Raw genomic sequence first — 18,106 nt, forward strand, 5'->3', positions numbered from 1 at the left:
GCAGCCGCCCGCCGTCAGGCGGGGAAGCGGCGGTCCACCACGCGGTAGACGACCTCGATGGCGAGTGAGGCCACCGCCGCGATCGCGACCGCCGCCCACGGCATCGTCGTGCCCACCAGCTTCAGCTGGAAGAAGTCCTGGAGCCAGGGCACGGTCAGCACGAGCAGGAAGCCGAGACCCATCGCGCCGATGAGGCCGATCCGCCACCACGTGTAGGGGCGGGCGATGATGGCGAGCACCCACATGGCGATCAGGAACAGCGCCAGGGTCGCCGCGCTGGTCTCGGCTTCCCGCGCGCCCGCGCCCTCGTAGTGGTGCCGGGCCAGCAGATACGTCGCGAAGGTGGCGACGCCCGCGATGACGCCGCCGGGGATCGCGTACCGCATGACCCTGCGGACGAAGTGCGGCTTCGCGCGCTCCTTGTTGGGGGCGAGCGCGAGGAAGAAGGCGGGGACGCCGATCGTCAGGGTGGAGAGCAGCGTCAGGTGGCGCGGCAGGAAGAGGTACTCGACCTGCGAGCAGACCACCAGCAGCGCGATGATCACCGAGTAGACGGTCTTGACCAGGAACAGCGTGGCGACGCGGGTGATGTTGCCGATGACGCGGCGGCCCTCGGCGACGACCGACGGCAGCGTCGCGAAGCTGTTGTTGAGGAGCACGATCTGCGCGACGGCGCGCGTGGCCTCCGAGCCGGAGCCCATCGAGACGCCGATGTCGGCGTCCTTGAGGGCCAGGACGTCGTTGACGCCGTCACCCGTCATCGCGACCGTGTGGCCGCGTGACTGGAGCGCGCCGACCATGTCGCGCTTCTGCTGCGGGGTGACGCGGCCGAAGACGGAGTTGTCGTCGAGGGCCTCGCCCATCTCGTCCCGCTCGGTGGGCAGCTTGCGCGCGTCGACCGTGTTCTCCGCGCCGGGCAGACCGAGCTTGCCCGCGACGGCGCTCACCGAGACGGCGTTGTCACCGGAGATGACCTTGGCGGCGACGTCCTGCTCCTCGAAGTAGCGCAGGGTGTCGGCGGCGTCGGGGCGCAGCCTCTGTTCGAGGACGACCAGCGCGGTGGCGCGCGCCCCGGAGGCGACGTCGGCGTCGTCGAGGGCGCCGCTCGCGCGGGCCAGGAGCAGCACGCGCAGGCCCTGCTGGTTGAGCTCCTCGATCTCGGCGAGGGACGCGTCGCCGTCGGGCAGCAGGACGTCGGGCGCGCCGAGCAGCCAGGTCGACTCGGTGCCGTCGCCCTCGCTGAAGGACGCGCCGCTGTACTTGCGGGCCGAGGAGAACGGAAGCGACTCCGTGCAGCGCCAGTCCTCGCTGTCGGGGTAGGCGTCGATGACCGCCTGGAGCGAGGCGTTGGGCCGCGGGTCTGACTCGCCGAGGGCGCCGAGGACCTTGCGGACGTAACCCTCGTCGCTGCCGTTGAGGGTGCGCAGCTCGGTGACGTCCATGCCGCCCTCGGTGAGGGTGCCGGTCTTGTCGAGGCAGACCGTGTCGACGCGGGCCAGGCCCTCGATCGCGGGGAGCTCCTGGACGAGGCACTGCTTGCGGCCGAGGCGGATCACGCCGATCGCGAAGGCCACGGAGGTGAGGAGGACGAGCCCCTCGGGGATCATGGGGACGATCCCGCCCACGGTGTACGCGATGGACTCCTTGAAGTTGTCGTCCTTGACGACGAGCTGGGAGATCACCAGGCCGATGGAGGTGGGGACCATCAGCCACGTCACGTACTTGAGGATCGTGGAGATGCCGGAGCGCAGCTCGGAGTGGACGAGCGTGAAGCGGCTGGCCTCCTCGGCGAGCTGCGCCGCGTACGCCTCGCGGCCGACCTTGGTGGCGGTGAAGGCGCCGCCGCCCGCGACCACGAACGAGCCGGACATCATCTTGTCGCCGGGCTTCTTGACGACCGGGTCGGCCTCACCGGTGAGGAGCGACTCGTCGACCTCCAGGCTGTCGGTCTCGACGGCCTCGCCGTCCACCGGGATCTTGTCGCCGGGGCCGAGCTCCACCACGTCGCCGAGGACGATCTCGGAGGTGGAGATCTCCACGGCCCTGCCGTCGCGCCGGACGGTGGGTTTGGCCTCGCCGATGACGGCGAGCGAATCCAGGGTCTTCTTGGCGCGCCACTCCTGGATGATGCCGATGCCGGTGTTGGCGACGATGACGAAGCCGAAGAGGCTGTCCTGGATCGGCGCCACGAAGAGCATGATCACCCAGAGCACGCCGATGATCGCGTTGAAGCGGGTGAAGACGTTGGCCCGGATGATCTCGCCCAGGGAGCGGGAGCTGCGGACCGGTACGTCGTTGACCTCGCCGCGGGCGACCCGCTCGGCGACCTCCGCGGTGGTCAGGCCGGTGGCCCGCCCTGGGGGCGGCGGCACCGGGTGGACCGGGTCGAGCTCGGCGCCGGCATCGATATGCGTCATGCATTCGACGGTAAGGGCGGTGCTTGGGCTTCACCCCTTGAATGCCCCAAAGATCCGACCAGGGTAGGACTCGACCCGTCCTGTGGTTGTACGGACTACTGCTGCTGTGTGACCTTCGCCCTCTTGATGGCGGCGTCGCGCCCCCGCACGTACCAGATGCCGATGAGGCCGAGGCCCGCGCCGGCCAGGCAGGTCCACACCCACCAGGTGGCGTCGCGGTCGTCGAACCAGCCGTAAAACGGCAGCTGGACCAGGAAGAGGACGAACCAGAGGATCGTGCCGCCCGTGATGGTGGCGACCACGGGGCCCTCAAGGGGCTCCGGCGCCTCGTGCTGTGGGGTCCACTTCGCCATGCGTACACCTTACGAGGCGGGACCGGGACCCCGTACACCCATGGCCCCCCAGGGGTCTACGCGCGGAGATAGCGATTTCGGCTTCATGTATTCATACTGAAACGGCTCGTTAATGGCCGATTGCTTTCGTATGAAGGTACAAGTTCGCGAAGCTCGGCACTTCACCTTCTTCATTCACAGGTCATGAGGTTTTCCATGTCTTCCTCGGCCAGCGCTCCGGTCGATGCCCGTAAAGAGCCGCCGAAGGCCCCGCAGAACGGCCTCGACGCATTCTTCAAGATCTCGGAGCGTGGCTCGACCCTCGCCAGGGAAGTCCGCGGCGGCTTCGCCACCTTCTTCGCGATGGCCTACATCGTCGTGCTGAACCCGATCATCCTGGGCAGCGCGAAGGACATGTACGGGCACCAGCTCGACAACAAGCAGCTGGTCACCGCGACCGTGCTCACCGCCGCCTTCACCACGCTCCTGATGGGCGTCATCGGCAACGTCCCGATCGCGCTCGCCGCGGGCCTCGGCGTGAACACCGTCGTCGCCCTCCAGCTCGCGCCCCGCATGTCGTGGCCCGACGCGATGGGCATGGTCGTCCTCGCCGGCTTCGTGGTGATGCTGCTGGTCGCGACCGGGCTGCGGGAGCGCGTGATGAGCGCCGTGCCGCTGGGCCTGCGCAAGGGCATCGCGATCGGCATCGGCCTCTTCATCATGCTGATCGGCCTCGTCGACTCGGGCTTCGTCTCGCGCATGCCGGACGCCGCGCACACCACCGTCCCGCTCCAGCTCGGCGGCGACGGCCACCTCAACGGCTGGCCCGTCCTCGTCTTCGTGCTCGGCGTGCTGCTCACCCTGGCCCTGCTGGTACGCAAGGTGCCGGGCGCCATCCTCATCAGCATCGTCGTCATGACGATCGTCGCGATGATCATCAACTCGCTCGCGGACATCCCCTCCTGGGGCCTGACCTCCCCGGAGTGGCCCGGCAACCCCGTCTCGACGCCGGACTTCGGGCTCGTCGGCGAGATCAGCCTGTTCGGCGGGTTCGAGAAGGTCGGCATCCTCACCGGCGTCCTCTTCGTCTTCACCGTGCTGCTCTCGTGCTTCTTCGACGCGATGGGCACGATCATGGGCGTCGGCGACGAGGCCAAGCTCACCGACGCCAACGGCAACATGCCCGGCATCAACAAGGTCCTCTTCGTCGACGGCATCGCCGTCGCCGCGGGCGGCGCCTCGTCCTCCTCCGCCACCACCTGCTTCGTGGAGTCCACGGCGGGCGTCGGCGAGGGGGCCCGCACCGGCTTCGCCAACGTCGTCACCGGCGGGCTCTTCGCCGTCGCGCTGTTCCTCACGCCGCTCGCCACGATGGTCCCGTCCCAGGCGGCCACGCCCGCGCTGCTCGCGGTCGGCTTCCTGATCCTGTCCGGTTCCATCCGGCAGATCGACTGGGCGGACCACACCATCGCGATCCCCGCGTTCGTGACGATGCTGATGATGCCGTTCACGTACTCGATCACGAACGGCATCGGCATGGGCTTCATCACCTTCACCGTGCTGCGGCTCGCGTCCGGTCGCGGCCGTGAGGTGCCGGTCGCGATGTACGCGGTGTCGGCGGTCTTCGCCTTCTACTACCTGATGCCGGCGCTGGATCTGACCTGAGCGGATCTGACCTGAGTGGTCTGACCTGAGCGTTCGTCGAAGTCGTCCCGAATGGGCGTCCGGACCACATGGTCCTGGACGCTCATTCCTCTTTTGGCCACCTCACTCGTTCGGGTGACGAATGGGTGGGGCGCGGTAAGCGGGGAAAACCAAGTGGTCCTTAGCTAGGGTAATGAGTTACGCTAACAAACATGCCGGACCTCTCCCATGGTGACGACGCCGTCGCCGTGAACGCCTTGCGCTCCGCTGTGATGCGCCTGTCCCGTCGACTCAAGCACCAGCGGGTCGACGAGTCGCTGAGCCCCACCGAGATGTCGGTGCTCGGCACCCTCGCCCGCTGCGGCTCCGCCACCCCGGGCGAGCTCGCCCGCAAGGAGCACGTGCAGCCGCCGTCGATGACCCGCATCGTGGCCCTGCTGGAGGCCAAGGGGCTGGTCCGGCTCGAACCGCACCCGGAGGACCGCCGCCAGAAGGTGGTGACCCAGACGGAGACCGCCGAAGCGATGCTCGAAGAGAGCCGCCGCAGGCGGAACGCCTGGCTGGCGGGTCTGGTCGAGCACCTCGACGAGGACGAGTGGGAGCGGCTGCGCGCCGCCGCGCCCGTCCTGGAGAAGCTCGCCCACCTGTAGTCCCGCGGAGCCCCGTGGGTACTCCCGCAGTACCTCGCGGGTGCCCCTGGGGCCTGTGTGGTCCCCGCGCCCGGCGGGACTCCCGCCGACCGGCCGGGAGCGTCAGACATTACGTACGCGCACGTACGCCAAGGAGGCGAACCTACTTTGAGTACGGGATCCGGAGCAGACTCCGCCCCCGCACCAACCACCCTCGACACCCCCGCCCGCCCCCGCAAGACCTCGATGTTCAGCTCGCTGAGGATCCGCAACTACCGGCTCTTCGCGACCGGCGCCGTCGTCTCCAACACCGGCACCTGGATGGCCCGCATCACCCAGGACTGGCTGGTGCTGAGCCTCACCGGGTCCTCCGCGGCCGTCGGCATCACCACGGCCATGCAGTTCCTGCCGATGCTCCTCTTCGGCCTGTACGGCGGCGTGATCGCCGACCGCTTCGCCAAGCGGAACCTGCTCTTCGTCACGCAGGGCGCGATGAGCCTCAGCGGGCTCTTCCTCGCCGCGCTGACGCTCAGCGGCCACGTCCAGGTCTGGCACGTCTACTTCGCGGCCTTCTTCACCGGCCTCGTCACCGTCGTCGACAACCCGACGCGGCAGTCCTTCGTCTCCGAGATGGTCGGCCCCGACCAGGTCCGCAACGCCGTCTCGCTGAACTCCGCCAACTTCCAGTCCGCCCGCCTCATCGGCCCCGCCGTGGCGAGCGCGCTGACCGCCGCCGTGGGACCCGGCTGGGCGTTCCTCGCCAACGGCCTGTCCTTCCTCGCACCGCTCACCGGCCTCCTGCTGATGCGCACCGCCGAGCTGCACCACACCCCGCGCAAGGCGCGCGGCAAGGGACAGCTGCGCGAGGGCTTGACCTATGTCTCGAAGAACCCCGAGCTGATCTGGCCGATCGTCCTCGTCGGCTTCATCGGCACCTTCGGCTTCAACTTCCCGATCTGGCTGAGCGCCTTCGCGGACGACATCTTCCACGGCGGCGTGGGGATGTACGGGCTGTTCAACACCCTGATGGCGATCGGTTCGCTGGCCGGCGCGCTGCTCGCCGCCCGCAGGGGCACCTCGCGGCTGCGGCTGCTCGCGGGCGCCGCGGTGGCCTTCGGCGTCCTCCAGGTCGTGGCCGCGTTCGCGCCCGACCTGTGGATGTTCGTCGCGCTGATCGTGCCGATCGGCATCCTCGGCCTGACGGTGAACGTCACCGCCAACTCCTCGGTGCAGATGGCGACGGACCCGGAGATGCGGGGCCGCGTCATGTCGCTGTTCATGATGGTCTTCACCGGCGGCACACCGCTCGGCGGCCCGCTCTTCGGCTGGCTCGCCGACGCGTACGGCGTGCGGATCAGCATGGCCGTCGGCGGCCTCGTCTGCGCGCTCGCCGCGATCGGCGTCGGCCTGATGCTGGCCCGCGCCGCGAACCTGCGGCTGAAGGTGGACCTGCGCCGCGGCCGGCAGCACGTGCAGTTCGTGCCGAGGGAGCGGGAGCTGGCGACCGCGGCGTGACCCCGCGTGGCCGGGCCAGGTGTCAGACGCGCTGTTCGAGCACCTGGCCGGGCCAGCTGCCGTCCGGGCCCGTGAAGGGCACGGTGGCGGTGAAGCCGTTGCTCTCGTAGTACGCGACGAGAGCCCTGTCCTCGCCCCGGTAGCAGTCGACCCGCAGCAGCCGGACGCCCTGCCTGCGGGTCTCCTCGACGGCGTGCGCGAGCAGCGCGCGGCCCACGCCGCGGCCCGCGAAGCGGCGGCGGTCGGCGGCGAGCAGGTGGATGTACCGCTCGGGTTCGTCCGCCGCGGGGATGGTGTCGCCGCCGGGCCCGTCGGTGAGCGTCACCGTGCCCGCGACCTGGCCGCCGATCTCCGCGATCCACGGTTCGCCCGTCGTCAGGTACTTCTCGACCAGGGCGACGGCCTTCGGATTCTCCGACCAGGGCTTGGTGCCCCACTGTCCCGTACGCCCCCGCGAGACGAGCCACTCCACGGCTCCGTCGAAGAGCGAGAGGACGGCGGGAACGTCTTCGGCACAGCCCGGCCGGATCTTTATGGACTCCCAGTCACTCATGCCGGGAGGCTAGCGTTCGCTCCCATGAGACTCTTCGCCGCCGTCCTCCCGCCGGACTCCGTGATCGCCGAACTGGCCGCCTCCCTGGGCGCGTTGCGGGAGCTGCCGGGCGCGGACGAGCTGCGCTGGACGGCGCGGGACGGCTGGCACTTCACGCTCGCCTTCATGGCGGAGGTCGACGACGGGACGGTGCCCGACCTCACCGCGCGCCTGGAGCGGGCCGCGCGCCGCACGCCGCCCTTCACCCTCTCCCTGCGCGGCGGCGGGCACTTCGGCAACCGGGCGCTGTGGGCGGGCGCCGCGGGCGACGTGGCCGCGCTGCGGCTGCTGGCCGCGCGGGCGGACGCGGCGGCCCGCAAGGCGGGCATCACGATGGAGGAGCACCGGCACTACCGCCCGCACCTCACGGTGGCGCGCGGCCGCGGCGAGCCGGATCTCGCGCCGTACGCGGACGCGCTCCGCTCCTTCGAGGGCACCGCGTGGACCGTCCGCGAGCTGACTCTCGTACGCAGCGACCTGCCGCGGAGCGGAGTGCCGGGGGAGCGGCCGCGGTACGAGGCGGTCGGGCGCTGGAATCTGGGAGGCGGCGTCCGGGAGCCGGGCGGCGCCGGTTAACCTCGACGGTGTGGACCCGAAGACCAGAAACCGGATCATGGCCGGTGTGCTCGTGCTGATGTTCGTCGTGGTGGCGGTGGCGTCCGCGGTCGGCGGTTAGCCGCCGGGGGCGCCACCGCCCCCCTCTCAACCTCCGCCCGGCCTCACCAGGCGAAGGACTCCGGCGAAGGGCCGGGCCCGGGGAAGATCTCTTCGAGCGCGTCGAGGACTTCCGCGGGCAGTTCCAGATCGACGGCGCGCAGTGCGGAGTCGAGCTGCTCCGCCGTGCGCGGGCCGACGATCGGCGCGGTGACGCCGGGCCGGGTGAGCAGCCAGGCCAGGGCGACCTCGCCGGGTTCCAGGCCGTGCTTGTCGAGCAGGTCCTCGTACGCCTGGACCTGCGCGCGGACCTCCGGCTTGGCGAGCTCGGCGGCGGCGCGCCCGCCGGTGCGGCGCGACCCCTCGCCCTCCTTCTTCAGCACGCCGCCGAGCAGCCCGCCGTGCAGCGGCGACCACGGGATGATGCCGAGGCCGTAGTCCTGGGCGGCGGGGATGACCTCCATCTCGGCGTCGCGCGCGGCGAGGTTGTAGAGGCACTGCTCGCTGACGAGGCCGTAGCTGCCGAGCCTGCGGGCGGTCTCGTTGGCCTGGGCGATCTTGTAGCCGGGGAAGTTGGAGGACCCGGCGTAGAGGATCTTGCCCTGCCCCACCAGGACGTCGATGGCCTGCCAGATCTCCTCGAACGGCGTCAGCCGGTCGATGTGGTGGAACTGGTAGAGATCGATGTGGTCGGTCTGGAGCCGCTTGAGCGACGCGTCGACGGCGCGGCGGATGCTGAGGGCGGAGAGCCGTTCGTGGTTGGGCCAGGAGGCTTCCCCGTCCGGGGCCATGTTCCCGTACACCTTGGTGGCGAGCACGACCTTGTCGCGCCGGCCGCCGCCCTGGGTGAACCAGGTGCCGAGGATCTCCTCGGTGCGGCCCTTGCCCACGCTCTGGCCATAGGTGTTGGCGGTGTCGAAGAAGTTGACGCCCGCGTCGAGCGCGGCGTCCATGAGTGTGTGGCTGTCGGGTTCGTTGGTGAGCGGCCCGAAGTTCATGGTGCCGAGCGTGAGCCGGCTGACCTTGAGCCCTGTGCGTCCCAGCTGCGTGTACCTCATGGGGTCCTAGCCAACGGGGTGGAGTGGGCTCTAGGCAAGGGGGGGGCTCGGTCAGTCGCGGGGGAAACCGTCGGTCTTGAGGACGAGGCCGAGGACGGTGCCGGTCAGGTCGACCTCCTCGCCGAAGTCGGACTTCGACTCGGTGCGGTACTCGCCGTCCTTGGGGTCGGTGTAGACGTGGCAGCGGCGCTGGTACGGGTCGGCGATGAGGTAGACGGGGACGCCCGCTTCGGCGTAGGTGGCCTTCTTCGGGCCGTAGTCGTTCATTGCGGTGCCTCGGGAGATGACCTCGGCGATGAACTCCACGTCCTGGTACCGCCAGCGGCCTTCCTCGTCCGGCTTCGATCCATCCTTGAGCTTCGCCATGTCAGGGCAGAAGCCGTTCTGATAGCCGGGGAAGTCGATGCGTACGTCCGTCATGACCAGCGTGTCCCGGCCGAACCTGTCGTCCAGGGCGTAGAGAACCCTTCGGATGATCTGCCAGTGCACATTCCGCTGCGGCACCATAGAAACGGCCCCCTCGACAACTTCTGCCTTGATTCCCTCGGGGGTCATCCGCTCGAGCAGCTCGAACCAGCGGTCCAAGTCCCACTCGACGTCGTCTTCGGCCATGGCGATCCTGTCGGTCTCCACGACGGTCATCGTGGCGCTCCTCCCCGACCGCCCTCGGTCGAGTGCAGCCGCGCAGTACAACGATACGCACGGAGCCAAGGTCACGTCCGGTCACGAGCCGCCCAGCCACCCCGCCGCGTCGAGCCGGAAGGCGTCCGGCGGTACGACCGTGCGGAGGGCCGACTCCAGGTCGGTGAGGCGGTCCGCGCCCACGGTCGCCGCCCACTCCGCCCGCAACTCGTCGAAGACCGCCGCCGACCGGCGCAGCGCGTCGAACCCGTGCGGGGTGAGCTCGACCAGCTTGCGGCGGGCGTCGGCCGGGTCGTCGGTGCGGGCGGCGTATCCGAGGGCGATGAGGCGGTCGACCGTCTTGCCCGCCGCCTGCTTGGAGACGCCGAGCCGCCGCCCGACCTCACTGGCGGTGGCGCCGTCCGCCCCGATGGCCTGCATCGCGAACCCGTGCGCGGGGCGGAGGTCGGGGTGGCCCTGCTCGGCGAGTTCGGCGTGGAGGCGGTCGATGAGGGTGCGGAACCCGGCGAAGAGGAGCAGCGGCAGTTCATATCCCCGGACCTCACCTCCCTTGCGTGGGTCGTCAACCTGGTTTACCTTCTCATCGTCAACCATGTTGTCGATAGTAGGGGGATGCATGTTCGCCGAGCACACCGTGGAGTCCGCCCCGCCCGAGTCCCGCCCCGCCATGGAGGGCGTCGAGCGCGCCTTCGGCCACCTGCCCAACGCCGTCGCCCGCCTAGCCGAGTCGCCCGAACTCCTCAACGGCTTCCTGGAGATGACCGCGGCCTTCGACCGGACGACCCTCGAACCCGTCGCCCGCGAGGTCGTCATCATGACGGTCGCGACGCGCAACGACTGCCACATCTGCGTCACGCTCCACACGGGCAAGCTGCGCAAGCTGGGCGCGTCGCCCGAGCTGATCGCGTCCCTCCGCGAGGGACGGGCTCTCTCTGACGAACCCCTCGAAGCGGTGCGGCAGTTCACGCTGACCGTCCTCGCCACGGCGGGCGGGGTCGACGACGCGGACCTGAAGGCGTTCCTCGCCCACGGCTGGACCGAGCGCAATGCCCTCGAAGTCGTCCTGGGCATCGGCACGTACACGATGTCGACGCTGGCGAATCGGCTGACGCGGGCGACCTGAGCGCGTCAGTCCGCCTCGCCGTGGGGCGCCAGGAAGGCGGTCCAGGTGGCGGGGGCTATGTGGAGGGTGGGCCCGGCCGGGTTCAGCTTTGAGTCGCGGATGTGGATGGTGGTGGGGGTGGCGGCGACTTCCAGGCATTCGCCTTCACTGCCGCTGTATGTGGACTTGGTCCAGGTGAGGGCTACCTCGATGCATTCGCCCTCGCCGCCGCTGTAACTGCTCTTGAACCAGTTGCGGTCCACGCTCATAGTCCCTGCGCCACCTGTTCGATCAGCTCCGCTGACTCTTCCGGGGTCAGAGCCTGCGCCCGCAGAATGCCATATTTGCCGAACAGGTCTCCCAGGTCCGGCTGTTCGCTTACGAAGTAGCCGCCTCGGTGGCCCTCCACATAGGCGAGCTGACGTCGCTCTGCTGTCTCCAGCAGAATCATCGAGCCGTTCAGTCCCGCATGGACCTGCCGTTCATGCGGCATGACCTGGATCTCGACGTGTCGCAGCTGGCTGATTCCGAGGATGTGGTGCAGCTGCTCCTTGAGGACGGGCGGGCCGCCGATGGGACGGGTGAGAGTGCTCTCCTCCAGGACGTAACTGACGTTCGGTGTGGGCCTGCGCTGAAACAGCTGCTGGCGACCCACGCGGTCGACCACCCGCTTCTCGACCTCGTCGTCGTCCAGGGTCGGGTAGCAGTTGCAGTTGTAGACGGCCCGGGCATACGCCTCTGTCTGGAGCGAACCGGGGATCACGTGGCTCTGGTACACGTGAAGGGCGGCGGCCTTCTTCTCCTCGGCCAGGTAGTCCTCGGTCCAGGGCCGCAGCCCGCTGCTCCCGAACTCCTTCTCCGCGAGCAGCATCAATGCACCCTGCGCGCCCAGCACCTCATCAGCAATCTCGACCAACTTGCCCTTGGGTGCTCGCTCCCCGCGCTCCACCATCGCCACCTGCGACTTGGAGTACTGAACATGCGCGCCCAGTGCCTCCAGGGTCATCCCGGCCCGCTCACGGTAGAAGCGCAACAGCGCACCGAACGTCTCCGACCCTCGTTCACCGGAGTGCACAGCGACCTCCCCAAGTGCACAGCGCAGCACGACGCCTGTGAATCCCTGGTCACAGTATGTGAGCGCCCGACAGCATCTGCTGCATGAACTCGGAAACCTCATCACTCAGGGTCCACGACTGGATCCCGGCGACGGGCCACGCCCTGCGGCACGCGGGCATTCACTTCGACGCGGTACGGATCGAAGGCGCGCTGGGCGAACAGGTCGCGTACGACCTGATGCAGTTCACGGAGTTCCGCGCGGGCCCGATCGTCCGCGAGGCGACGGGCGGACGCTACCTGTACTTCCTGCTGCCCCCGCAGGCGGCGGAGTCATACAGCTGGCCGGCTGGCGCGCGTGCGCTGAGCCGGCGCGCGGGAAACCTCGCGTACGTCGGCGTGCCCGCGCTGGACGGCTACACGTGGCCGCTGGACTGGAGGTCACGCCCCACGAGTGAAGTCCCCTTCGTGGAGGGTGATTTGTTGCACGAGACGTTGGCGCGCACCGATCCCTGGCCCCGGGCTGCGTGGCGCCCGCGTACGTGACCCGGCACGTGCAGCCGCGTCGGCGAGCCATCATTCAGTGGTCCTGAGGCCCTGCGCCTGGCCGTAGTCCGTGTCAGGGTCCCGGGACAGCGCGGCCAGCATGCGCGTCGGTGCCATCGCCCGTGAGGGTGGCGTAGGGACCGCCGATGCCCCACCCCTGGAACAGCGCCTCAGCGAACGCCGATGCCAGTTTGTGTTCGCCGCTCGCGTTCGGGTGTGTGCCGTCGTAGGTGTCCAGATGGATGTCGTACGAAGGGGGTGGGGAGGCCAGAAGCAGGGGGGAAGTCGGGGTGTCCAGGTCTGCCGTCGTCTTTGCCAGGAGTTCGTTGAAGTGGGCGACCTCGCTTGCGAACGGGGCGTCCGAGGTCGCGCGGGTGTTTGGGATGACGGGGAGCAGGACCATCCGGACGTGGGGGTTCGTCGCGCGGGCCGCCGTGACGAAGGCGCGGACGTTCTCCGTCGTCTGGTCCGCGTTCGTGTAGAAGCCGAGGTCGATCAGGCCGAGGGAGACGAGGAGGATGTCGGCCGGGTCGCGGGACAGTGCGTCGGCTATGCGGGGGGCCATGTGCAGCCAGCCCTCGCCCCAGCCCGCCAGGTGGTGGCGGGGGAAGTCCGGGGGGACGTCAGCGGCGTAGTCGTGGGAGCTGGGTTCTCCCGTCGCCTTGTCGTGGAGGGTCGTGCGCGGGCCGACCACGGCGACGCCCCCGGGGCCGAGGGTGGCGCGCAGGTGCTGCCACATCCGGTAGCGCCAGGTGTGTTCCCCGGCGCTTCCGATGGTCATCGAGTCGCCGACGAACATGAACCTGAGCATCCGGACATCATCCCGGATCGCGGCCCGCGCCTGCGATGTGAGGCTGCGCACTCCGCCCGGGAGCGCGGATGGCACTCTTGGGCCCATGCGTTCGCTTCGGGCTGTTCCGTCCTCCGTCCTTGTCGCCGGTGCCGTGCTGGTCTTCGCCACCGCCGTGCCCGCTGCCGCCGACGGCCACGACGGGTTCACCATCAAGGACCCGCGGATCGTCGAGTCCAGCGGCCTCGCCGCGTCCCGCGCCCACCCGGGCGTCTACTGGACGCACAACGACCAGGACAAGGGCGCCTTCCTCTACGCGGTCGACTCGAAGACGGGGAAGACCGTCGCCACCGTGACCATGACGGGCGTGGGCTCCCCGCGCGACGTCGAGGCGATTTCGGTCGGCAGCGACGGGAACATCTACGTCGGCGACATCGGCGACAACCTCAACGGCACCTGGTCGAACGTCTGGGTCTACAAGCTGCCCGAGCCGAAGCAGCTGAAGGACCAGACGATCCGCGCCACGCAGTACGTCGTGAAGTACGCCGACGGCGCGCGGGACGCGGAGGCGCTGATGGTGCACCCGAAGACCGGGCGGATCTACATCGTCAGCAAGAATGAGGACGGCGGCGGGCTGTACGAGGGCCCTGAGCGGATGTCCGCCTCAGGCACGAATGTCTTCAAGCGCGTGTCCGAGATCGATCTCTGGGTGACTGATGGGGCCTTCTCGCCCGACGGGAAACAGCTCGCGCTGCGCGGGTACTTCGGCGGCATCTGGTACGCCTGGCAGGGCGAGGGGAAGCAGCCGCAGCGCAAGGGGCGGCTGAGCGTTCCGTTGCAGCGGCAGGGCGAGTCCGTCACGTACACGACGGACGGTACGACCTTGATGTACGGCACCGAGGGCGCGCAGAGCGAGGTCGAGCCCGTCGAGGCGCCGGGGGGCGGTGCGGGGAGCGGGTCCGGTTCGTCGGCGGGCGGCGGCGGGTCCGACAGCGACGGGGGCAAGGACTCCGGGATCGACGGCAGCGTCAAGACCGGCGCCATCGTCCTCGGGGCCGTCCTCCTCGCCGTGTTCGGGCTGAAGCGGCTGGGCCGGCGCGGAAGCAAATAGCGGTCCGTCTCGGGTTATCTCCGGGTGCGCTGGGCCACCAGCACGTCCAGGCCGTCCAGCAGCCGTTGCAGACCGAACTCGAAGTGGTCGAAGTCCGGGCCGAACGAGTCCTCGGAGAGGCCCGCGAGGGTCGGGTAGCGGCCGCTCTTCATGACGCGTTCGAGGACGGGGGTCTGCGCCTCCCAGAACGCCTCGTCCGACAGGCCCGTCTTCTTCGTCGCCTCCACCTCGTGCACCTGGGTGCGGGCGATCCCGGTGACGTACCCCTCCGTCATCACGATCACGCCGATCAGTTCGGGGTCGCTCAGGCCCATCGGCTTGATCCGGGACAGGGTGCGGTCCAGGCCGCCGACGGCGCCCGGGCCGAGCACCGGGCGGGCCTGGTTGACCTGGAGCAGCCAGGGGTGGCGGCGGTAGAGGACCAGGGTTTCGCGCGCGTACGCCTCGACGCCCTCGCGCCAGCCGCCGGTCCAGGGGCCGTCGTCCTCGGGCGGCGCGTACACCCGGTCCAGCATCAGATCGACGAGCTCGCCCTTGCCGGGGACGTACCGGTACAGGGACATCGTGCCGGTGCCGAGCTCCGTGGAGAGGCGGCGCATCGACACCGCAGAGAGGCCCTCCGCGTCCGCGAGGCGCACCGCCTCGGTGACGATCCGGTCCAGCGTGAGGCCCGGCTTGGGGCCCCGGGTCGGGCGGCCGCCCTCGCCCCAGAGCAGCTCCAGGCTGCGGGCGATGTCGCCGCCGGTGCGCCGGTCGTCGCCGCTGCCGCTGCTGCTGTTCGTGCTCGTCATGGCTCTCAGCCTAATCGCAGGTCCAGAAATTGAGTACGCCGTACGCGCCGAAACTGGGTACGGTGTACTCTCTATTGGGTACGGCGTACTCAGAGCGGCGTACTCGGAGGGAAGGGGCGGTCGATGAGCGGCAACGGGAACGGCTTCGCGGTGCGAGCCGAAGGGCTGGAGAAGCGGTACGGGGAGAAGCGCGCCCTGGACGGCTTCGACCTGCACGTCGAGCAGGGCACGGTGCACGGACTCCTCGGACCCAACGGCGCGGGCAAGACCACCGCCGTACGCATCCTCTCCACCCTCGTCCGGCTCGACGGCGGCCACGCCGAGGTGGCCGGCGCCGACGTGGTGCGCGAACCCGCCCTGGTCCGCGGCCGCATCGGCCTCACCGGGCAGTACGCGGCCGTGGATGAGATCCTCACCGGGCGGCAGAACCTGGAGATGTTCGGCCGCCTCTTCCACCTGGGCGGCAGGCGCGCCCGGCAGCGCGCCGACGAACTCCTGGACCAGTTCCACCTCCAGGACGCGGCGGAGAAGGGCGCCGGTCAGTACAGCGGCGGCATGCGGCGCAGGCTCGACCTCGCCGCCTCGATGATCCTCGCGCCCGCCGTTCTCTTCCTGGACGAGCCGACCACCGGCCTCGACCCGCGCAGCCGCCTCGAAGTCTGGGATTCCGTACGGGACTTGGTGGCGCGCGGCACCACCGTGCTGCTCACCACCCAGTACCTCGAAGAGGCCGACCGGCTCGCCTCCCGCATCACCGTCATCGACCGGGGCCGCGCCATCGCCGACGACACCCCCGACGGCCTGAAGAACACGGTCGGCGGCAGCCACCTCGACGTCGTGGTCCGCGACGCCGCCGACCTGCCCGCCGCCGTGAAGGCCGTCACCTGCGTCTGCGACGGCGAACCGCTCACCGTCGACGTGGAGCGCCGCGTGCAGGCCGCCGTCACCGACCGGGTCGGCGCACTGACCGAGGTGGCGCGGAACCTGCGGGACGAAGGCATCGCCGTCGAGGACATCGGCCTGCGCAGGCCCAGCCTCGACGACGTGTTCCTGCGCCTGACGGGACAGACCTCCGAGTCCGCCGACACCACGAAGGAGGTCGCGGCATGAGCGTCGCCCTCACCGCCGACACCGCGCAGACGGCGCACGGGCGCCTCTTCTGGGCCCTCGCCGACTGCTGGAACGTCACCCGGCGCTACCTCACCCACTTCCTGCGCCAGCCCGTCACCATCGCCTGGCAGCTGGGCTTCCCCATCATCAGCGTGCTGCTGTACGGCTTCGTCTTCGGCGAGGCGATGAAGGTGCCGGGCGGCGGCGAGGATGGCGACTACAAGCAGTTCCTGATGCCCGGCATGTTCGTGATGACCATGGCCTTCGGGTTCATGAACACGGCGATGGGCGTCGTCACGGACGCGTCGAAGGGCGTCATCGACCGGTTCCGCTCGATGCCGATGGCCCCCTCGGCGGTGGCGTCGGGGCGCGGCCTCGCCGACCTCATCGTGGCCTGCGCCGAGCTGACCATCCTCGCGCTGACCGCGCTCGCCATCGGCTGGCGCTCCAGCGCGGGCGTCGTCGACACACTGCTCGCCTTTGGCCTGCTGCTGCTCCTGCGGTTCAGCCTGATCTGGGTGGGCGTGTACCTGGGCCTGGTGGTCCCCACTCCGGAGGCGGCGGGTGGCCTCTACGCGGTGGCGTTCCCGCTCACGATGATCTCCAGCGTCTTCGTGGCACCGTCCCTGATGCCGGACTGGCTCGCACCGGTCGCCGCGTGGAACCCCGTCTCGTCGACGGGTACGGCCACCCGTGAACTCTTCGGCAACCCGGGCGCGGGCGGCTCCAGCTGGGTGGAACAGCACGCGGTCCTGATGGCGGTGGTGTGGCCGATCGTGATCTCGCTGGTGTTCCTGCCGCTGGCGGTGAGGAGGTTCAGGCGGCTGAGCAGGTAGGGCGCGGGACCCGCGCCCCGTAAGGGGCGCGGGGCTGTGACATTTGCGGCTCCGCCGCGTGGGCGCGACCAGCCACGACGAACCCGCGGCCGGTCGCGCAGCGAAAGGTCAGAGACGCTCGATGACGAAGTCGATGCACTTGGTCAGCGCCTCGACATCCGCGGGGTCGATCGCCGGGAACATCGCAACGCGCAGCTGGTTGCGGCCCAGCTTCCGGTACGGCTCCGTGTCCACGATCCCGTTCGCGCGCAACGCCTTGGCGACAGCGCCCGCATCGACCTCGTCGGAGAAATCGATCGTGCCGATGACCTGCGACCGCTTCGCCGCGTCCGTGACGAACGGCGTCGCGTACTTCGACTCCTCGGCCCAGCCGTACAGCGTGCGCGACGACGCGGCCGTGCGGCCGGTCGTAAACTCGAGGCCGCCCTGGGAGTTCATCCAGTCCAGCTGCTCGGCGAGCAGGAACAGCGTGGCGAGCGCCGGGGTGTTGTACGTCTGGTTCTTGCGGGAGTTGTCGATCGCGGTGGGCAGCGAGAAGAACTCCGGGACGTGGCGGCCCGACGCGTGGATCCGCTCGGCGCGCTCGATCGCCGCCGGGGAGAACACGCCGAGCCACAGGCCGCCGTCCGAGGCGAAGGACTTCTGCGGGGCGAAGTAGTAGACGTCCGTCTCGGCGATGTCGACCGGGAGGCCGCCCGCGCCGGACGTGGCGTCCACGAGGACGAGGGAGCCGGCGTCGGCGCCCTCGACGCGCTTGATGGGCGCGGCGACGCCCGTCGAGGTCTCGTTGTGCGTGAAGGCGTAGACGTCGACGCCCGCCTCCGCCTTCGGGTCGGGGTGCGTGCCCGGGTCGCTCGCGATCACGGTCGGCTCGGCCAGCCACGGGGCGAGCTTCGCCGCCTTCGCGAACTTGGAGGAGAACTCGCCGAAGTTGAGGTGCTGCGACTTGTTCTCGATCAGGCCGTGCGTCGCCACGTCCCAGAAGGCGGTGGAGCCGCCGTTGCCGAGGATCACCTCGTACCCCTCGGGGAGGGAGAAGAGGTCCTTGACGCCCTCGCGCACGCGGCCGACCAGGTTCTTGACCGGGGCCTGGCGGTGGGAGGTTCCGAGGAGGGAGGTGCCGGTGGCGGCCAGGGCGTCCAGCGCCTCCGTACGCACCTTGGAGGGGCCCGCGCCGAAACGGCCGTCGGCGGGCTTCATGTCAGCGGGAATCTGGATCTCAGCCACGGGGCGAGCCTAGCGGCTCAGGGCGCGCCGTCTCGTTCGTGTCCGTCGGCTGAGATC

Annotated in this window: 20 protein-coding genes; 9 read left to right on the top strand and 11 right to left on the bottom strand. The window is 69.8% G+C overall.

Annotation, left to right across the window (positions count from 1 at the left end):
• Positions 1 to 14 precede the first annotated feature (14 nt).
• On the bottom strand, positions 15 to 2,417 hold the full coding sequence (locus ACZ4Z4_RS12970; protein ID WP_468326311.1) for a cation-translocating P-type ATPase: 2,403 nt from the start codon (positions 2,415 to 2,417) through the stop codon (positions 15 to 17).
• A 95-nt stretch (positions 2,418 to 2,512) separates the two neighbouring features.
• A complete protein-coding gene (locus ACZ4Z4_RS12975; RefSeq protein WP_468326312.1) occupies positions 2,513 to 2,770 on the bottom strand; it encodes a DUF2530 domain-containing protein in 258 nt (85 codons plus the stop codon).
• 195 nt (positions 2,771 to 2,965) lie between these two features.
• Between ACZ4Z4_RS12975 and ACZ4Z4_RS12980 the strand changes: the two genes are divergently transcribed.
• From ACZ4Z4_RS12980 to ACZ4Z4_RS12990, 3 genes are all read left to right on the top strand, one after another.
• Positions 2,966 to 4,414 (top strand): NCS2 family permease, encoded by a 1,449-nt coding sequence (locus ACZ4Z4_RS12980; protein ID WP_468326314.1) that lies wholly within the window; start codon positions 2,966 to 2,968, stop codon positions 4,412 to 4,414.
• 191 nt (positions 4,415 to 4,605) lie between these two features.
• The gene (locus tag ACZ4Z4_RS12985) at positions 4,606 to 5,043 is read left to right on the top strand and encodes a MarR family winged helix-turn-helix transcriptional regulator (RefSeq protein ID WP_468326316.1); all 438 of its coding nucleotides are present in this window, start codon (positions 4,606 to 4,608) and stop codon (positions 5,041 to 5,043) included.
• Positions 5,044 to 5,190: 147 nt separating this feature from the next.
• On the top strand, positions 5,191 to 6,537 hold the full coding sequence (locus tag ACZ4Z4_RS12990) for an MFS transporter (RefSeq protein WP_468326317.1): 1,347 nt from the start codon (positions 5,191 to 5,193) through the stop codon (positions 6,535 to 6,537).
• Between the two features lie 22 nt (positions 6,538 to 6,559).
• On the opposite strand, the gene ACZ4Z4_RS12995 is transcribed toward ACZ4Z4_RS12990, so the two are convergent.
• On the bottom strand, positions 6,560 to 7,090 hold the full coding sequence (locus ACZ4Z4_RS12995) for a GNAT family N-acetyltransferase (protein WP_468326319.1): 531 nt from the start codon (positions 7,088 to 7,090) through the stop codon (positions 6,560 to 6,562).
• Positions 7,091 to 7,114: 24 nt separating this feature from the next.
• On the opposite strand from ACZ4Z4_RS12995, the gene thpR reads away from it, so the two are divergent.
• On the top strand, positions 7,115 to 7,705 hold the full coding sequence (gene thpR / locus ACZ4Z4_RS13000) for an RNA 2',3'-cyclic phosphodiesterase (RefSeq protein WP_468326321.1): 591 nt from the start codon (positions 7,115 to 7,117) through the stop codon (positions 7,703 to 7,705).
• A 143-nt stretch (positions 7,706 to 7,848) separates the two neighbouring features.
• Here the strand turns inward: thpR and ACZ4Z4_RS13005 are convergent, their stop codons facing one another.
• The 3 genes from ACZ4Z4_RS13005 to ACZ4Z4_RS13015 all read right to left on the bottom strand — a co-directional run bounded on the left by ACZ4Z4_RS13005 (position 7,849) and on the right by ACZ4Z4_RS13015 (position 10,077).
• On the bottom strand, positions 7,849 to 8,841 hold the full coding sequence (locus ACZ4Z4_RS13005) for an aldo/keto reductase (protein WP_468326322.1): 993 nt from the start codon (positions 8,839 to 8,841) through the stop codon (positions 7,849 to 7,851).
• Positions 8,842 to 8,892: 51 nt separating this feature from the next.
• Positions 8,893 to 9,483 carry a Uma2 family endonuclease gene (locus tag ACZ4Z4_RS13010; protein ID WP_468326324.1) on the bottom strand — a complete coding sequence of 197 codons (591 nt, stop codon included), beginning with the start codon at positions 9,481 to 9,483 and terminating at the stop codon, positions 8,893 to 8,895.
• An 81-nt stretch (positions 9,484 to 9,564) separates the two neighbouring features.
• Positions 9,565 to 10,077, bottom strand: coding sequence for a MarR family winged helix-turn-helix transcriptional regulator (locus tag ACZ4Z4_RS13015; RefSeq protein ID WP_468326326.1), 513 nt, complete (start codon positions 10,075 to 10,077; stop codon positions 9,565 to 9,567).
• 22 nt (positions 10,078 to 10,099) lie between these two features.
• Between ACZ4Z4_RS13015 and ACZ4Z4_RS13020 the strand changes: the two genes are divergently transcribed.
• Positions 10,100 to 10,606 carry a carboxymuconolactone decarboxylase family protein gene (locus ACZ4Z4_RS13020; RefSeq protein ID WP_468326327.1) on the top strand — a complete coding sequence of 169 codons (507 nt, stop codon included), beginning with the start codon at positions 10,100 to 10,102 and terminating at the stop codon, positions 10,604 to 10,606.
• Between the two features lie 5 nt (positions 10,607 to 10,611).
• On the opposite strand, the gene ACZ4Z4_RS13025 is transcribed toward ACZ4Z4_RS13020, so the two are convergent.
• Positions 10,612 to 10,854, bottom strand: coding sequence for a DUF397 domain-containing protein (locus ACZ4Z4_RS13025; RefSeq protein ID WP_468326329.1), 243 nt, complete (start codon positions 10,852 to 10,854; stop codon positions 10,612 to 10,614).
• Entirely contained in the window at positions 10,851 to 11,660 is an 810-nt protein-coding gene (locus ACZ4Z4_RS13030; RefSeq protein WP_468326331.1) for a helix-turn-helix domain-containing protein, read from the bottom strand. The genes ACZ4Z4_RS13025 and ACZ4Z4_RS13030 overlap by 4 nt, the downstream gene beginning before the upstream one ends.
• A gap of 83 nt (positions 11,661 to 11,743) precedes the next feature.
• Between ACZ4Z4_RS13030 and ACZ4Z4_RS13035 the strand changes: the two genes are divergently transcribed.
• Positions 11,744 to 12,184, top strand: coding sequence for a hypothetical protein (locus tag ACZ4Z4_RS13035; RefSeq protein WP_468326332.1), 441 nt, complete (start codon positions 11,744 to 11,746; stop codon positions 12,182 to 12,184).
• Between the two features lie 73 nt (positions 12,185 to 12,257).
• Here the strand turns inward: ACZ4Z4_RS13035 and ACZ4Z4_RS13040 are convergent, their stop codons facing one another.
• On the bottom strand, positions 12,258 to 12,995 hold the full coding sequence (locus ACZ4Z4_RS13040; protein WP_468326334.1) for a GDSL-type esterase/lipase family protein: 738 nt from the start codon (positions 12,993 to 12,995) through the stop codon (positions 12,258 to 12,260).
• Between the two features lie 85 nt (positions 12,996 to 13,080).
• Here ACZ4Z4_RS13040 and ACZ4Z4_RS13045 point away from each other — a divergent pair, with 85 nt between their 5' ends.
• Positions 13,081 to 14,085, top strand: a complete 1,005-nt coding sequence (locus tag ACZ4Z4_RS13045) for a TolB-like translocation protein (RefSeq protein WP_468326336.1) — start codon at positions 13,081 to 13,083, stop codon at positions 14,083 to 14,085.
• A 14-nt stretch (positions 14,086 to 14,099) separates the two neighbouring features.
• Here ACZ4Z4_RS13045 and ACZ4Z4_RS13050 read toward each other — a convergent pair whose 3' ends face one another.
• Entirely contained in the window at positions 14,100 to 14,876 is a 777-nt protein-coding gene (locus ACZ4Z4_RS13050) for a TetR/AcrR family transcriptional regulator (protein ID WP_468326338.1), read from the bottom strand.
• A 123-nt stretch (positions 14,877 to 14,999) separates the two neighbouring features.
• Between ACZ4Z4_RS13050 and ACZ4Z4_RS13055 the strand changes: the two genes are divergently transcribed.
• Entirely contained in the window at positions 15,000 to 15,986 is a 987-nt protein-coding gene (locus tag ACZ4Z4_RS13055) for an ATP-binding cassette domain-containing protein (RefSeq protein ID WP_468326339.1), read from the top strand.
• On the top strand, positions 15,983 to 16,822 hold the full coding sequence (locus ACZ4Z4_RS13060) for an ABC transporter permease (RefSeq protein ID WP_468326341.1): 840 nt from the start codon (positions 15,983 to 15,985) through the stop codon (positions 16,820 to 16,822). The genes ACZ4Z4_RS13055 and ACZ4Z4_RS13060 overlap by 4 nt, the downstream gene beginning before the upstream one ends.
• A gap of 108 nt (positions 16,823 to 16,930) precedes the next feature.
• Here ACZ4Z4_RS13060 and serC read toward each other — a convergent pair whose 3' ends face one another.
• Positions 16,931 to 18,049 (bottom strand): phosphoserine transaminase, encoded by a 1,119-nt coding sequence (serC, locus tag ACZ4Z4_RS13065; protein ID WP_468326343.1) that lies wholly within the window; start codon positions 18,047 to 18,049, stop codon positions 16,931 to 16,933.
• Positions 18,050 to 18,106: the final 57 nt, after the last annotated feature.

This window comes from Streptomyces sp. NPDC030245, assembly GCF_055572995.1.

Bases quoted from the DNA above. Each gene is read 5' to 3' on its own strand.
- ACZ4Z4_RS12970 (WP_468326311.1), bottom strand. From the start codon at position 2,417: ATGACGCATATCGATGCCGGCGCCGAGCTCGACCCGGTCCACCCGGTG.
- ACZ4Z4_RS12975 (WP_468326312.1), bottom strand. From the start codon at position 2,770: ATGGCGAAGTGGACCCCACAGCACGAGGCGCCGGAGCCCCTTGAGGGC.
- ACZ4Z4_RS12980 (WP_468326314.1), top strand. From the start codon at position 2,966: ATGTCTTCCTCGGCCAGCGCTCCGGTCGATGCCCGTAAAGAGCCGCCG.
- ACZ4Z4_RS12985 (WP_468326316.1), top strand. From the start codon at position 4,606: ATGCCGGACCTCTCCCATGGTGACGACGCCGTCGCCGTGAACGCCTTG.
- ACZ4Z4_RS12995 (WP_468326319.1), bottom strand. From the start codon at position 7,090: ATGAGTGACTGGGAGTCCATAAAGATCCGGCCGGGCTGTGCCGAAGAC.
- thpR (WP_468326321.1), top strand. From the start codon at position 7,115: ATGAGACTCTTCGCCGCCGTCCTCCCGCCGGACTCCGTGATCGCCGAA.
- ACZ4Z4_RS13005 (WP_468326322.1), bottom strand. From the start codon at position 8,841: ATGAGGTACACGCAGCTGGGACGCACAGGGCTCAAGGTCAGCCGGCTC.
- ACZ4Z4_RS13010 (WP_468326324.1), bottom strand. From the start codon at position 9,483: ATGACCGTCGTGGAGACCGACAGGATCGCCATGGCCGAAGACGACGTC.
- ACZ4Z4_RS13015 (WP_468326326.1), bottom strand. From the start codon at position 10,077: ATGGTTGACGATGAGAAGGTAAACCAGGTTGACGACCCACGCAAGGGA.
- ACZ4Z4_RS13020 (WP_468326327.1), top strand. From the start codon at position 10,100: ATGTTCGCCGAGCACACCGTGGAGTCCGCCCCGCCCGAGTCCCGCCCC.
- ACZ4Z4_RS13025 (WP_468326329.1), bottom strand. From the start codon at position 10,854: ATGAGCGTGGACCGCAACTGGTTCAAGAGCAGTTACAGCGGCGGCGAG.
- ACZ4Z4_RS13035 (WP_468326332.1), top strand. From the start codon at position 11,744: ATGAACTCGGAAACCTCATCACTCAGGGTCCACGACTGGATCCCGGCG.
- ACZ4Z4_RS13040 (WP_468326334.1), bottom strand. From the start codon at position 12,995: ATGCTCAGGTTCATGTTCGTCGGCGACTCGATGACCATCGGAAGCGCC.
- ACZ4Z4_RS13045 (WP_468326336.1), top strand. From the start codon at position 13,081: ATGCGTTCGCTTCGGGCTGTTCCGTCCTCCGTCCTTGTCGCCGGTGCC.
- ACZ4Z4_RS13050 (WP_468326338.1), bottom strand. From the start codon at position 14,876: ATGACGAGCACGAACAGCAGCAGCGGCAGCGGCGACGACCGGCGCACC.
- ACZ4Z4_RS13055 (WP_468326339.1), top strand. From the start codon at position 15,000: ATGAGCGGCAACGGGAACGGCTTCGCGGTGCGAGCCGAAGGGCTGGAG.
- ACZ4Z4_RS13060 (WP_468326341.1), top strand. From the start codon at position 15,983: ATGAGCGTCGCCCTCACCGCCGACACCGCGCAGACGGCGCACGGGCGC.